The following is a 13,621-nucleotide window of genomic DNA, read 5'->3' on the forward strand; positions in this document are numbered from 1 at the left end:
TCCCGCATGACTACGCGCGCGATTCTCCCCGTCAAGATCTCCCTCACCGAGGGCGACTTTTACACCCTGTGGGCACCGACCTGGAAAGAAAAGGGCAGCGAGTGGCAGGCCTTCCTCGGCGACGACCAAGCCGTGCTGGCCTTCCACTCCCCCGAGGAGCTCCTGGCCTACCTGGAAACGACCAACGCCCACGACCTGGCGGACCACCCAAAGTGGCAGGAGTTCCAGGCCCAGGGCGACGACCGCGTGGTGCCCAACGACAAGCAGTACTTCGACATCATCGGCGCACCCGAGTTCCTGGCCGGCCGCCCGAGCCACGAAAACGTCTCGCGCCTGTCGCGCGTGTTCCAGATCTCCCGCTCCCTGGCGGACGTCGCCTCCGCGGAGCAGGCGCAGATTTTCTTCGCCTCCCACTCCATCCTGGGCAACGTCAGCCGCGGCTCCGACCACTACGCAGGCGAAAACGGCCTGTCCGAGTGGTCCGGCGTCGGCCGTGTTGTGCTGGCGAACTGGGAGAATGTGGTCAAGTCGTTGGATGAGTCTGTCCGTGTCGTCGATACGCAGGAGCTCGATGCCCAGCGCGTCGCAGCCGCCGGCACCGCTATTGCCGCCGCCACCGAAGCCCGCGCCGCTGCCGCCGAGCAGGCGCGCGCGGACGAGGAGGCCCGCGCTGCCGCGGAAGACCCGTACGACTCCTCCGCGTGGGGCCGCGCCGGCATCGACCCGGTGAAGATCTCCATCCAGGGCCAGAGCGTGTACACGCTGCGCACCTACCTGCGCGGCGCCCCGGTGTTCTTGGGCAAGTACGGCGAGATCATCACCTTCCCGTCCACCAAGCACCTGGGCCGCTGGATCCTGGAAAACGACGACCACGACCTGGCTGGCGTGTCCACCTGGCAGGACCTCATCGACACCGCCAACGCCGGCGAGCTGAAGGTGGAGGTCCACCCGGACAACTCCTACTCCTTCAACGGCATCGCAGCCGACATCAACAAGGGCACCGACGCGGTGGACACCGCACAGATGTCCAAGGCTTACGAGCTGCTCGCGGATGCCGCGGACTGGGCGCAGGACGACTCGCTGAACTCCCTGCTTTTGGCCAACCCGCGCATGCAGGACTACCTGGCGTACATGCTCGGCTCCACCCGCGCCGCGGGCTACGTGCCGTCCGCGCCGTTCACCGACAAGGCGGAGGCGTGGACCGAAATGGAAAACCAGCTGATCAAGCGTTTCTCCAAGTTCTAAACCGCTTCGCCGTTGCCCCTGGGCATCCCGACATGCCGGCGAAACGTGCCACCTTTACAATTTCCAGCTATGGCAGTGGACCAGGTCGACCCCCTCATCAGCTCCATCTATCACTGGATGGACGTCTCCGGCGTGCTACTGATGGGCATCATCGGCGGCACCCTGGCCCGCCAGCTCGGCTACGACATCGTGGGCTTCTTTTTCATCGCCATGCTCTCCGCCCTCGGCGGCGGCATGTTGCGCGACGTGCTGATCAACCAGGGCACCGTCGCTGCGATGAGCCAGCCGGAGTACCTCATCCTGGCGTTCACCGGCGCGCTGATCGCCCGGTTCACCTACTTCAAGGGCAAAGCGTGGGAGCTTTTGCAGTCCCACGGCGACGCGCTGGTGTCCTCCCTGTGGGCGGCCACCGGCGCCTCCAAGGCCATCCAGTACGGCCTGCCGGTTTTGCCCACGATCATGATGGGCGTGTTCACCGCCACCGGCGGCGGCATGATCCGCGACGTAGTCACGGGCCGCGAACCCAGCGTGTTCGGCGGCAACCAACCCACCGTCATCCCAGCGGTGGCGTGCGCAGTGATCATGTTGGTGAGCAACGCCACCGGCTTCCTCGCGCTCGGCATGGTCATCGGCCCCGTGGTCAGCTTCGCGTTGTTCCTCGCCGGCTACTGGGGCAACTGGCGCGTTTCCACCGACTCCGAGTTCGCGCCCGTGAACGCCACGGTGAACATGACGGCCACGCAAGTCGCGCACCTGGCCAAGAAGGCGGAGAACAAGTCGCGCGCGGTGGCCCGCGAGCTTGAGCCCACCCGTGTGCGCTCTTGGCGCCACCGGCAGATGGAGAAGGCGCTGCAGCGGCGCATCGAGGCGGAGATCCGCAAGGGCAAGCGCCCGGCGGAGGCGGTCAGCGACGCGGACGATTTCCTCACCGAGTTCACTACCCAGTTCCCCGCCATCGACGCTGAGGTGCTGGCGGAGGCCGTGGGCGCCAACGAAGCTGCAGAGGACGAGAGCCTCTTCGACAGCATCGGCGTGGATTTGGCCGGCGATTCCTACGAGGACGAGGCCGCGGAGGAGCCGGACCCGGCCGAGACGGAGGCGATGCACGCCGACATGCTGGATATCATTCTCTCAGACGAGGCCCTCACCGACGAGCTCATCGAGCGGCTCGCGGCCCGCTACGACCAGAAGGATTCCTAGATGAAGCGTGCGCTCGCAGCTGCCACAGCATTGAGCTTTTGCTTTGCGACGGCAGCTCACGCCCAAGACGCCGAAACCCCGACCGAAGCCACCTCCTCGGCCGGCCCGACCGTCGGCTACTACGACGAGGGCGGCAACTGGGTCCCGCCCAGCCGCGGCCGCGCCCCCGACACCGACAACTGCCCGCAGGCCACGTGGCCGCCGGAGCCGGTGTCCACCTCCGAGCGCGCCGCGTCCTCCCCTTCCCCGCTGCCCGTGCTTTTCGACGGCCCCTGCGGCATAACCGCAGCCGACGGCTACCAGGTCCCCGACGGCGTGGTCGCCTCCTCCTGGCTGGTGGCCGACCTAGATTCCGGCGACGTGGTGGCGATGAAGGACCCGCACGGGCGCTACCGGCCCGCCTCCATCATCAAGGTGCTGCTCGCGCTGACCGTGATCGACGAGCTGCCGCTGGACCAGAAGGTCCCGGTCTCCGCGGAATCCGCTGGCCAGGAAGGCTCCGCCGCCGGCATCGGCGAGGGCGGCGACTACACCGTCGAAGACCTGCTCACCGGCCTGCTGCTGTCCTCGGGCAACGACTGCGCACACGCGCTCGCCCAGGCCCTCGGCGGCGACGAGCTGGCGCTGGGCAAGGTCAATGCGCTGGCCAAGAAGCTCGGCATGTCGGACACCCGCGCGACGTCGTATTCCGGCCTAGACGGCGCTGGCATGTCCACCTCCGCCTGGGACATGGGCCTGGCCTACACCGCGGCGTTCGCCGACCCCACCTTCACCCGCATCGTGGACACGGAGCACACCACCTTCCCCGGCTTCGACGACCTGCCGGCGTTCGAGCTGTGGAACGACAACCAGCTCTACCTCAACGACCCGGACGGCATCGGAGGCAAGACCGGCTACACCGACGACGCGAACCACACGTTCGTCGGCGCCGTGAACCACGAAGGCCGCCGCCTCGTGGCGGTTGTGCTGGACACCACGGCCTACGACCACCGCCCCTGGGAGCAGGCACAGATGCTTTTGCACGAGGCGTATGGGGTGCGAAGCTCCGTCGCAAAGCTTGAGCCCCTCGCTGCGGAGACCCCAGAAACGACAACGGCCGCCCCCACCCCCGCGCCTGCGCCTGAGCAAGCTGGGGAGGAGACGACCTGGAACCGCTGGTGGTCCTATGTGATTGTGGTGGCCGTACTCGCGCTCGCCGCGCTGGCCACCGCGTTTAGTCTCGGGACAGGAGAGAAACCACGCCGACGCCGATAGCGCCCAGCGCCGCGCCAACCCCCAGCGCCTTGCCGGACGGCTTGGACTCCTCCCTGCCGCGGACCGCGCCCGCGCGGACGTTGATCACGGCCGGCTCCGGCACCTCAGCCGGGGCCAACGCGAGGGACTCCTCGGTGGTGGCGGTCCACGCCGCGACGTAGAGCACCACGCGCCAGACCAAGTACAGCATGACCATCAGCGTGATGATCGGGCCGAAGATCGCACCCGCCGGGCTACCGGTGGCCGAAGAAATGACCAGGCCGGCGAACTGCTGCAGGATGGCGAAGATGACCGCGCCGAGCAGCGCGCCCTTCAAACCGGACTTCGCCGGCACCTTCGTGCGAGGCATGTACATGTTCACCCACAGCATGACCAGGAAGCTGGCCAGCACGCTGACCAGGAAGCCGACGAGCCACACCACCGCGCGGGAACCCGGGAAGTCGCCGATGCCCAGGCGGTCCATGGCGGTGCTGGTCCAGCTGGACAGGCCCACCGCGGTCACCGACGTGGCGACCAGGAACAGCACGATCAGCACGATCAAGCCGACCAGGTCCGCGAGCTTCTTGGTCACGAAGTTGCCGCCCTCATTCGCGTCCACCTTCCACATCGCGGACACGCCGACGCGCAGGTTGTTCATCCAGCCCAGGCCGGACCACAGGGTGGTGAGCAAACCGATGCCGGCCACGGCGCCGCGCTGGTCGATGGCGGTCTCGACCAGCTCGTTGACCATGTCGCCCAAGTCCCCGTCCAGGGAATTGGTGATTTGGTTTTGGATGTCGTCCATCAGATCCGGGCGGGCGTTGAGGAAGAAGCCGAGTCCTGCGAAGACCAGCATCAGCAGCGGGAACAGCGCCAGCACCGAGAAGTAGGTGATGCCGGCGGCCATCTGGTTTCCGCCTTGCGAGCCGAAACGCTCATTCATGCGCAGCACGTGGCCGGCGGCGGGAGACTTCTTCTCCACCTTCGCCTCAAAGCCGCCCTGCTGCTGCTTCGAGGCGCGCTCAATGCCGTGTTCGTCGGTGTACGCCTTGCGCGGCGCGGTCGAGGTAGCCATCGACGTCCCTTCAACTATGTGTCATTTACCAAACACATCGTAGAGGAGGCTGTGCGACGGTGACGCGAGGTGCGGGCCTAACGCTTCGGGGCGAGGAAGCCGACCTTGTCGTACACGTCCGCCAGCAGCGGGGCCGCGACCTCGCGGGCTCGCTCGGCGCCGCGGGCCAAGATGGATTCGAGTTCTGCGCGGTCGGACATGAGTTCGTCGAAACGTGCGCGCAGTGGCGTCGTAAAGCTTTCGAGTGCTTCTGCGGTGTCGACCTTGAGCGCACCGTAGCCCTGACCCTCGTAGCCTGCGACGATGTCGTCGATCGGCTTGCCGGTCAGCGCGGACTGGATGACCAGCAGGTTGGACACGCCCGGCTTGTTCTCCTTGTCGAAAGCGATCACGCCGTCGTTGTCGGTGACGGCGGAGCGGATGCGCTTTGCGGAGGTCTTCGGCTCGTCGAGCAGGTTGACAATGCCCTTCGGGTTCGCGCCCGACTTGGACATCTTGGAGGTGGGGTCCTGCAGGTCGTAGATCTTCGCCGCGCCCTCGACGATCATGCCCTCCGGCACGGTGAAGGTCTTGCCGTAGCGGGAATTGAAGCGCTCCGCCAGCGTGCGGGTCAGCTCCAGGTGCTGGCGCTGGTCCTCGCCCACCGGCACGAGCTGCGGGGAGTACAGGAGGATGTCCGCGGCCATGAGCACCGGGTAGGTGAACAGGCCCACGGAGGTGCGGTCCTGGCCCTGCTTGGCGGACTTGTCCTTGAACTGCGTCATGCGGCTGGCCTCGCCGAAGCCGGTCAGGCACTGCAGCACCCAGGTCAGCTCGGCGTGCTCGGGCACGTGCGACTGCACGAACAGGGTCGAGCGCTCCGGGTCGATGCCGAGTGCGATCAGCTGGGCGCAGCCGGCGAGGGTGCGGTGGCGCAGCTCCTCGGGGTCCTGGTCCACGGTGATGGCGTGCAGGTCCGGGATGAAGTAGAAGGCGTCGTAGCCGTCCTGCAAGTCGATCCACTGCTTCAGCGCACCGAGGTAATTACCCAGGTGGTAGGAGTCGGCGGTGGGCTGGATTCCGGAAAGCACGCGTTGCATGGGGTTCATAGTAGTGGGCCGGTGCGGGGAGGGAACCGGTGGCGGTGCGGGCGCGTCTAACTCTTTAATGCCGTCCACAGAAGGAGTACACGTTGGCTCTTACAAAATCAGACAGACCTTGGTTGCTTACAGCGCTCGCAGTTGCTGTTTCTCTCGGATTTGCTGTCAGTAATGCAACACGTTCGGCCGAAGAAGCCTGGATGGTGCTCGACTTCGCGTCTCGCATCATCGGGCCTCTTGGAGCTGCTTGCATTGCTTGGCTCGGGGTTTCGCAAACACTCGATAACTCGCAAAAGCTGGACCGTGTTAAGGAGTGGCACACGATGCTTCGCTGGGCGACTGACATGTGCAACGCCTCGAGCGAGCGTGAAGTTGAGGCGGGGATTGCTATTCTCGATTCCATCGACAGGCAGTCGGAAATCCCTGCCGACCAGCACGAGGTAATCGACGCGATCTTGACCGCCGTGTTCCGAAATCCCAACACGCCTTTTGAGGAGCAGCGATGACAGCCCGATCCAAAGCTAGAGAAATTCAGTCTCCGAAGCCGGAGTTTTCCCGGAGCCAGATCGCCGCGGCCAAGCTCATCGTGAAGCGCGATAAGGAAGGAAAAGGCAAGGTTCCCATTACGCCGGACATTCTCCGCGCAGCATCCTTCGACCTCTAGCCATGCGCATCACCGTTCTGCAGCCCGATTCGTTCGCGCCACTGCAACGCCTCGGCCCGTGGCTCGAGCGCGCCGGCGCCACCCTGCGCACCGTCGATCTCGGGGAGCCATTGCCTATCGACGCCTCCGGCGACCCCCTCATCCTCCTCGGTGGACGCGCAGATGCGCTGGACACGCACGCCTCGCCGTGGCTACCGGCGGTGCACGAGCTGCTGCACAGCGCCTTTGAATCGGGCACGCCCGTCCTCGGCATCTGTTTGGGCCATCAGATCATCGCCGACTGTTTCGGCGGCGAAGTTTCCGTCGGCCTGGCGGCGCAGGACGAAGAAGGCGCTACCCAGGTGACGTTGACCGACGCAGGTGTGGACGATCCCCTGCTCGGCCCCCTCGGCGCAACCTTGATGGTCGAGCAATCCCACCACGACGCGGTAGTCACGCTCCCTCCCCGCGCGACACTCCTGGCATCCAGCGAGCGCTGCCCGATCCAGGCCATGCGGCTGGAGTCGATCGTCTCGGTGCAGTTCCACCCGGAGTGCTCGCCGGAGGTTGCCGGCCAGTGGGCGGCGAACGGCGGCCACGACGGTGCCGCGGTCGAAGCGGAGCTGCTGCGCCACGACGACCATCTCACCCGCACCGGCGAAAGGCTGGCCGAGGGCTTCGTCGCCGCGGCCCGCGCCTGGCGCTGACGGAAATGGTCGCCGCTGCCCCGCCCCCCATTCCGGTCCTATTCCGGCCCAATTTTTCCCCCAATTCCGAGGGTGCTTACTCCAGGATGCTTATTTTGTTGCGACCGGCTAGTTGGTAGCGGTGTGGTGACTTTCGGGTAGCGGTTCAGTGGGTTTCCGGTAGCGGGGTTGGCGGTGGCGGGTGATGCTTTCGGGTGGTTGCACCACAGGGGTGTAGCCGGTTACCGGAAGGAGTCCGCTGATGACGGATTACCGGGCGGTGATGAAGCTGCTTGTGCAGCAGCGTTCGTACCGCCAGATTGAACAACAGCTGGGATGCTCCCACCGCGCGATTTCCCGGTCGAACCAGGTGCTTCGATCCCTCGGGATTCGCACTATCGACCAGGTGTTGGCGTTGACGGATGATGAGCTCGACGAGTTATTCGTAGATGGGCGCAGCACAGGCCAGGGCGAGTTCGTCCCTATCGATTTCGATGCGGTGGTCAAAGCCCGCACGGGGCGTAACAAGCAGACACTGCAAGTGCTGTGGGCTCGCTACACCACCACACCTGCTTTACCCGGCCAGCTCCATTACAGCTACGACCGGTTTCGCCAGTTGGTGGCGTCTCATGTCGATGCGGCCGGTTTGACCGCACGCATCACCCATACACCGGGGCACACCATGCAGGTGGATTGGGCAGGCACCAAGATGCGCCTGTTCGACCCTTATGGCGCACCGGGGGTGAAGGTCAGCGTGTTTGTCGCCTCAATGCCGTATTCAGGGATGATTTTTGCCCTCGCATGTCCGGATGAGCGCCAGCATTCCTGGCTTGATGCCCACCACCACGCGTTCGCCTACTTCGGGGGCGTGCCTGAGGTTGTGGTGCCGGATAATGCCTCGACTGCGTCGAACGCGATCAGCGCGGCGGATCGAAACCGCAAGGTCAACGACACCTACGAGCAGTTTTTGGAGCATTACAACACCGCAGCGCTGCCCACGAGGTCGAAACGGCCGAAAGACAAAGCCAATGTCGAAGCCGCAGTCAAGATCGTCACCCACAAGGTCATCCACGCACTCGATGGTCACCAGTGCGTCGACCTTGACGAACTCAACTCGCGAATTCAGCAGTTGGTTGACCAGATCAACCAGGCGGTGCCGTTTCGTCACCAGCAGTCAAGCCGCAAAGACATTTTCGATGCGCATGAAAGACACCTTTTGACGAGGGTGTCAGGAAGTTTGTGTGTGAGGCTCTGATCTAGAAGGAGTTTCACCGATAATGACTACGGTGTCACCGAAGAAAAACCATGACCCGGCAAGGGTCAATGAGATCAGCGAGAAGCTGATGGAAAATCCTGAGCTCGCCAGCTTGATCAGCGAGCTGTCGACCTCGGCTGATGATGCAAGCGAGCTGGTCAAAGGCCTGCTACAGGCATCGATCAACGCTGGTCTGCAGGCGGAGATGGATGCGCACTTGGGCTATAGCCATTCCGACCGCAAGACCAAAGCCCAAGTGGCAACCGCACAGGCGAACAATCACCGCAACGGGTCGTACACCAAAACCGTCAACTCCGGGTACGGCGCGGTGGAAGTGACCGTGCCCAGGGATCGTGCCGGCACGTTTACTCCCCGGATGGTGCCCAAGGGCGCACGCCGGCTCACAGAGCTCGATGACATGATCGTCTCGCTATACGCCGGCGGGATGACAGTGCGCGATATTCAGCACCACCTCGCGACCACCCTGGGGGTGGATATGAGTCCGGATACGATCAGCACCATTACCGATGCGGTGCTAGAGGAGGTCATGATCTGGCAAAACCGTCAGCTCGACGAGTTTTACCCGGTGATCTTCCTCGACGCGCTACGCGTGAAAATCCGTGACGGGCACCGCGTGGTCAACAAGTCCTGCTATATGGCGGTTGGTGTCGACATGGACGGCATCAAGCACATCCTGGGATTGTGGATCGCTGAAAATGAAGGTGCCGCATTCTGGGCATCGGTGTGCGCGGACCTGGCCAACCGCGGTGTCCAGGACGTGTTCATTGTGTGCTGCGACGGGCTCAAAGGCCTGCCGGAAGCTGTGGAGGCAACCTGGCCGAATTCCATGGTGCAGACCTGCATTGTGCACCTGATTCGGGCTGCGAACCGGTGGGTGTCGTATCAGGACCGCAAAGGCGTCTCCCGTGCGCTACGCGAGGTCTACACGGCCACTAACGAGGACACCGCCCGTGCCAGCTTGGATGCGTTCGAGGCCAGTGAACTGGGCCGGAAATACCCGCAGTCGGTCAAAGTTTGGCGCGACGCTTGGGAGCGGTTCGTGCCGTTTCTGCAGTTTCCGCCGGCGGCACGCCGGGTGCTCTACACCACGAATTCGATCGAGTCGCTGAATGCTGAACTGCGGAAAGCTACCCGCAACAGGGGCCAGTTCCCGAACGATACGGCGGCGCTGAAGACGCTGTGGTTGATGATCTGCAATATCGAAGACAAGCGCGCTGCGCAGCGAGCGAAGAAAGTGAAGCGCGACGTTGAGTGCAACGGCTATATTGAAGGAGCGAAAGCCACCGGGTGGAAACAAGCCATCAACCAACTAGCCGTGGCTTACCCCGACCGATTCGCGGACTACTTGTAAACCAAGCCCCCGCACACAAAGAATCGGACACTCTCCTTTTGACAGCACTTCCCGACACCCCGTGGCAGCGCACCGAGTGGAAACGCGCCAAGATCGCCCCAGATTTCCACATCACCGTAGCCAGCGTGCGGTACTCCGTGCCGCACCAGCTCGTTGGCCGCACTGTCGATGTGCGCATCACCGGGCAAGTGCTCACGGTCTTCGATGGTGGCCGTGCCGTGACAACCCACACGCTTTCCCACACCCGCGGGGCGTATGTCACCGATGCCGACCACATACCGGCGAACATGGATCACACCCAGGGCCTGTGGACGAGCGATTACTTCCTGCGCGAAGCCCAAAAAATCGGCCCGGCGACACGCACCGTCATCGAGGAAATGATCACGGCGAAAGCAATCCCGGCCCAGGCGTACCAATCGTGCAGGAACGTGCTGTCAATGGGCAAACACGCCAACAAGCCCGTGCTGGAAGAAGCATGCCAGCGTCTGCTCTCCTGCGACGGGACCCGCCGGGCGGTGTCCTACACCGCGGTCAAAAACATGATGGCCGCCGTACGCAAAGAAGCCGCAACCCGACCACACGGCTTCGACCAACCGGCACCGGCCACACCTGGGCATCCGGCCCACGCACCCGCCGCTGCCACACGCGACACCAGCGGCGCCTACCTCGGTGGCGCAGCACAGTTCAGCCTGGACAACCTCATCAAGAAAGGAACCACAACGCCATGACCCCACCGACCCCGCCTCAAGAGCGTTTCCTCGACGAATCCGTCCTCGCGGACTTCACAGCAATGCGCATGACAGCCTTCGGCAAAAGCGTCATCGACATCGCCAACGACCCAGCCTTCGACACGTGGACCTTCTCCCAAAAGGTGCTCTACGCACTCGACAAAGAAGTCGCGGCCAGACGCGAACGCCGCATCAACAAACTGCTCAAGGCATCACGATCGCCAAACCCCGATGCCTGCCTCGAAGACGTCGTCTACGCACCTGACCGCAACATCAACCCAGAACAAGTCAGCCGACTCGCTCACGGACAATGGTGCCACCTGGGCCAAAACATAGTCATCTTGGGCAAATCCTCAGTCGGCAAGACCTACCTCGCCCAAGCACTGATCACCGCAGCATGCCGCAACGACTACTCCGCCAGGTTCTACCGCACCGACATGCTTGCCGCGCACTTCGCAGTGATGCCACTCGACGACCCAGCCCGGCTCAAACTCACCCGCGAGTTGATCAGCGTCGACGTGTTAGTCCTCGACGACTTCCTCACCACCCCAGTCGACGCCGCCACCGCACACCTGCTCTTCAACATTCTCTCCGAACGAGAAGGCAACCGATCAACAATCGTGACCTCACAGTTCACCCCGCAAGACTGGTACAGATCCATCCCGGACGCAGTCATCGCCGAATCCATCCTCAACCGACTCATCGCCGGCGCCGAAATCATCACCCTCGAAGGACCAAACATGAGATTGGAAACTAACCAGTAACACACAAAACGCCTGAGCCGGGACCGCTACCGGATCCCCACTCAGGCGCTACCACAAACTCACCACACCGCTACCATTCCGATCTTCTAAACATATTTCTCAAGTGGCGCACTCCACAACGGTCGATCGCTCTCGAGGAATAAGCATCCTGGGGTAAGCATCTAGAGGCTGCCGCGGCCCGCCCCCGTGGCCACCTCCACTGCAACCACGGCCACGGCGTAGTCGCCGTCGTGGCTGATACTCACGCTGCAAACCGGCGGCCCAACCTCCCCGGCGCGGCCGTGCAGCTGGACCGCGGGGCGCCCAAACACATCCTGGACTACCTCCACCTCCGCGAAATTGAAGTCGTCGGGGGCGATTTGCGGCGGCCGCCCGAAGCGGGTGGACGCCCAGGCTTTGACGTAAGCCTCTTTAACGGCCCAGCGGCCAGCCAGCGATGCGACCGGGTCCGGCTTCGCGGCACATTCGCGCCGCTCCCGGTCGGTAAACACCTGCATGAAGGTGGATCCCGGCAACTTCATTTGCTGAGCCAAACCGGGAATGTGGACCAGGTCGGTGCCGATGTGCATGCGCGTTCCTTCCGTCGGCGGTTGCGACTTTGTTGTGTTTGCGATCGCATAAGAAATGCTGGCTGTTTTCTGTGAATTGTGGCCAATCCTTTTACTTACGCTTCAGTAGGTTTACTATGCCCGCATGGCTTTTAATTTTGACTCCAAAACAATTTTGGATGAAAAACCACTTTCGTCAACAGCCGACAAAATAGCGGAATTTCGACGCCGGCGTGCCGAGGCACACGAGCCAGTGGGCTCGAAACCCCTGGACAAGGTCCGTTCCGCCGGCCGTCTCACCGCACGCGAGCGCCTGGACTATCTGCTCGATGAGGGCTCCTTCGTGGAAACCGACCAGTTGGTGCGCCACCGCACCCACGACTTCGGCATGCAGGCCAAGCGCCCGGCAACAGACGGCATCGTGTGCGGCCACGGCACTATCGACGGGCGTGAAGTCTGCATCTTCTCCCAGGACGGCACCGTCTTCGGCGGCGCACTCGGTGAGGTCTACGGCGAAAAGATGACCAAGATCCAGCGCCTCGCCGTGACCACCGGCCGTCCGCTGATCGGACTTTACGAAGGTGCAGGCGCCCGCATCCAAGACGGTGCGGTGTCGCTGGACTGGATCGCGCGCACCTTCCGCCACAACATCGAAGCGTCCGGGGTGGTCCCGCAGATCAGCGTGATCATGGGCGCCTGCGCCGGTGGCAACGCCTACTCCCCCGCGCTGACTGACTTTGTGGTCATGGTGGACGAGACCTCGAAGATGTTCGTCACCGGCCCGGACGTAATCAAGACCGTCACGGGTGAGGAAATCTCACAAGAAGAGCTCGGCGGCGCCTGGATGCACATGCAGCAGGGCGGCAACTGCCACTACGTTGCGGAATCCGATGAGGATGCGCTCGACTGGGTGGCTGACTTGCTTGAGTACTTGCCGTCGAACAACCGCCAGAAGTCGGCGCCGCGTCCCGCAACCCCAACCGATGCAGAGGCAGACGCCACCGATGCTGCCGCGCTGGATTCATTGATCCCAGACTCGCCCAACACCCCCTACGAGGTCCGCGACGTGATTGCGCATATCGCGGACGACAGCGAATTCCTGGAGGTCATGGAGCAGCGTGCTGAAAACGTCGTCACTGCGTTTGGTCGGATTGAGGACCAGCCGGTGGGCTTCGTCGCTAATCAGCCCATGGTGCTCGCAGGTTGCTTGGACATCGACTCGGCGGAAAAGGCCGCGCGTTTCATCCGCACGTGCGACAGCTTCAACATCCCGATTGTCATGCTGGTGGACGTACCCGGCTTCCTACCCGGCGCGAACCAGGAGCACAGCGGCATTCTGCGCCGCGGTGCAAAGCTGCTGTACGCCTACGGCGAAGCAACCGTGCCGAAGGTGACCGTGACCATGCGCAAGGCATACGGCGGCGCGTATTGCGTGATGGGCTCAAAAGGCCTTGGCGCCGATGTGAACTTGGCATGGCCTACCGCGCAGATCGCGGTGATGGGTGCGTCTGGCGCGGTCGGCTTCATCAACCGCAAAGACATTGCAAACGCCCGCGATTCCGGCGTGAACGACGAGGAGCTCCGCGAACTGATTGCGCAGTACGAGCGCAACTACGAGGACGAGATGCTCAACCCGTACAAGGCCGCTGAGCGAGGCCTGATCGATTCGGTCATCCTCCCAAGCGAAACCCCTGCTGTTATCGCAGCGCAACTGCGTTTCTTCCGTGACAAGACCGTGGCGCGTCCAATGCGCAAGCACGGCAATATCCCGCTCTAATCCCGCTCCGATGCAA

General features: G+C 63.4%; 14 protein-coding genes. 11 read left to right on the top strand and 3 right to left on the bottom strand.

Features of this window, described 5'->3' with window-relative positions; all coding sequences use genetic code 11:
* Positions 1-6: 6 nt before the first annotated feature.
* From ACF3NP_RS07685 to ACF3NP_RS07695, 3 genes are all read left to right on the top strand, one after another.
* Positions 7-1,245, top strand: coding sequence for a hypothetical protein (locus ACF3NP_RS07685; RefSeq protein ID WP_181889908.1), 1,239 nt, complete (start codon positions 7-9; stop codon positions 1,243-1,245).
* Positions 1,246-1,314: 69 nt separating this feature from the next.
* Positions 1,315-2,445: a TRIC cation channel family protein gene (locus ACF3NP_RS07690; protein WP_181889907.1), complete on the top strand. Its 1,131-nt coding sequence runs from the start codon at positions 1,315-1,317 to the stop codon at positions 2,443-2,445.
* Entirely contained in the window at positions 2,446-3,699 is a 1,254-nt protein-coding gene (locus ACF3NP_RS07695; protein ID WP_181889906.1) for a D-alanyl-D-alanine carboxypeptidase family protein, read from the top strand.
* Here ACF3NP_RS07695 and ACF3NP_RS07700 read toward each other — a convergent pair.
* Both ACF3NP_RS07700 and trpS read right to left on the bottom strand, forming a co-directional pair.
* Positions 3,659-4,753 (bottom strand): YhjD/YihY/BrkB family envelope integrity protein, encoded by a 1,095-nt coding sequence (locus ACF3NP_RS07700; RefSeq protein WP_181889905.1) that lies wholly within the window; start codon positions 4,751-4,753, stop codon positions 3,659-3,661. The two genes, ACF3NP_RS07695 and ACF3NP_RS07700, sit on opposite strands and share 41 nt — an antisense overlap.
* Positions 4,754-4,830: 77 nt before the next feature.
* On the bottom strand, positions 4,831-5,841 hold the full coding sequence (gene trpS, locus ACF3NP_RS07705) for a tryptophan--tRNA ligase (RefSeq protein WP_181889904.1): 1,011 nt from the start codon (positions 5,839-5,841) through the stop codon (positions 4,831-4,833).
* A gap of 83 nt (positions 5,842-5,924) precedes the next feature.
* Between trpS and ACF3NP_RS07710 the strand changes: the two genes are divergently transcribed.
* From ACF3NP_RS07710 to ACF3NP_RS07740, 7 genes are all read left to right on the top strand, one after another.
* Positions 5,925-6,338: a hypothetical protein gene (locus ACF3NP_RS07710; protein ID WP_143339012.1), complete on the top strand. Its 414-nt coding sequence runs from the start codon at positions 5,925-5,927 to the stop codon at positions 6,336-6,338.
* Positions 6,335-6,496, top strand: a complete 162-nt coding sequence (locus ACF3NP_RS07715) for an RNA helicase (protein WP_101494221.1) — start codon at positions 6,335-6,337, stop codon at positions 6,494-6,496. The genes ACF3NP_RS07710 and ACF3NP_RS07715 overlap by 4 nt, the downstream gene beginning before the upstream one ends.
* Positions 6,497-6,498: 2 nt before the next feature.
* The gene (locus tag ACF3NP_RS07720) at positions 6,499-7,182 is read left to right on the top strand and encodes a type 1 glutamine amidotransferase (protein ID WP_181889903.1); all 684 of its coding nucleotides are present in this window, start codon (positions 6,499-6,501) and stop codon (positions 7,180-7,182) included.
* A 241-nt stretch (positions 7,183-7,423) separates the two neighbouring features.
* Complete coding sequence (gene istA, locus ACF3NP_RS07725) at positions 7,424-8,416, top strand: IS21 family transposase (protein WP_236883593.1); 993 nt, start codon at positions 7,424-7,426, stop codon at positions 8,414-8,416.
* A 22-nt stretch (positions 8,417-8,438) separates the two neighbouring features.
* Positions 8,439-9,788: an IS256 family transposase gene (locus ACF3NP_RS07730; protein WP_181889902.1), complete on the top strand. Its 1,350-nt coding sequence runs from the start codon at positions 8,439-8,441 to the stop codon at positions 9,786-9,788.
* Positions 9,789-9,826: 38 nt separating this feature from the next.
* A complete protein-coding gene (locus ACF3NP_RS07735) occupies positions 9,827-10,516 on the top strand; it encodes a Mu transposase domain-containing protein (RefSeq protein WP_236883592.1) in 690 nt (229 codons plus the stop codon).
* Complete coding sequence (locus ACF3NP_RS07740; protein ID WP_181889901.1) at positions 10,513-11,280, top strand: ATP-binding protein; 768 nt, start codon at positions 10,513-10,515, stop codon at positions 11,278-11,280. The genes ACF3NP_RS07735 and ACF3NP_RS07740 overlap by 4 nt, the downstream gene beginning before the upstream one ends.
* A gap of 161 nt (positions 11,281-11,441) precedes the next feature.
* On the opposite strand, the gene ACF3NP_RS07745 is transcribed toward ACF3NP_RS07740, so the two are convergent.
* Positions 11,442-11,801: a holo-ACP synthase gene (locus ACF3NP_RS07745; protein ID WP_236883591.1), complete on the bottom strand. Its 360-nt coding sequence runs from the start codon at positions 11,799-11,801 to the stop codon at positions 11,442-11,444.
* 172 nt (positions 11,802-11,973) lie between these two features.
* On the opposite strand from ACF3NP_RS07745, the gene ACF3NP_RS07750 reads away from it, so the two are divergent.
* Positions 11,974-13,605: an acyl-CoA carboxylase subunit beta gene (locus ACF3NP_RS07750; protein WP_181889899.1), complete on the top strand. Its 1,632-nt coding sequence runs from the start codon at positions 11,974-11,976 to the stop codon at positions 13,603-13,605.
* The last annotated feature ends 16 nt before the right edge of the window (positions 13,606-13,621 follow it).

It is taken from the genome of Corynebacterium lehmanniae, assembly GCF_043161975.1.
In the GTDB taxonomy this organism is placed as follows: domain Bacteria; phylum Actinomycetota; class Actinomycetes; order Mycobacteriales; family Mycobacteriaceae; genus Corynebacterium; species Corynebacterium lehmanniae.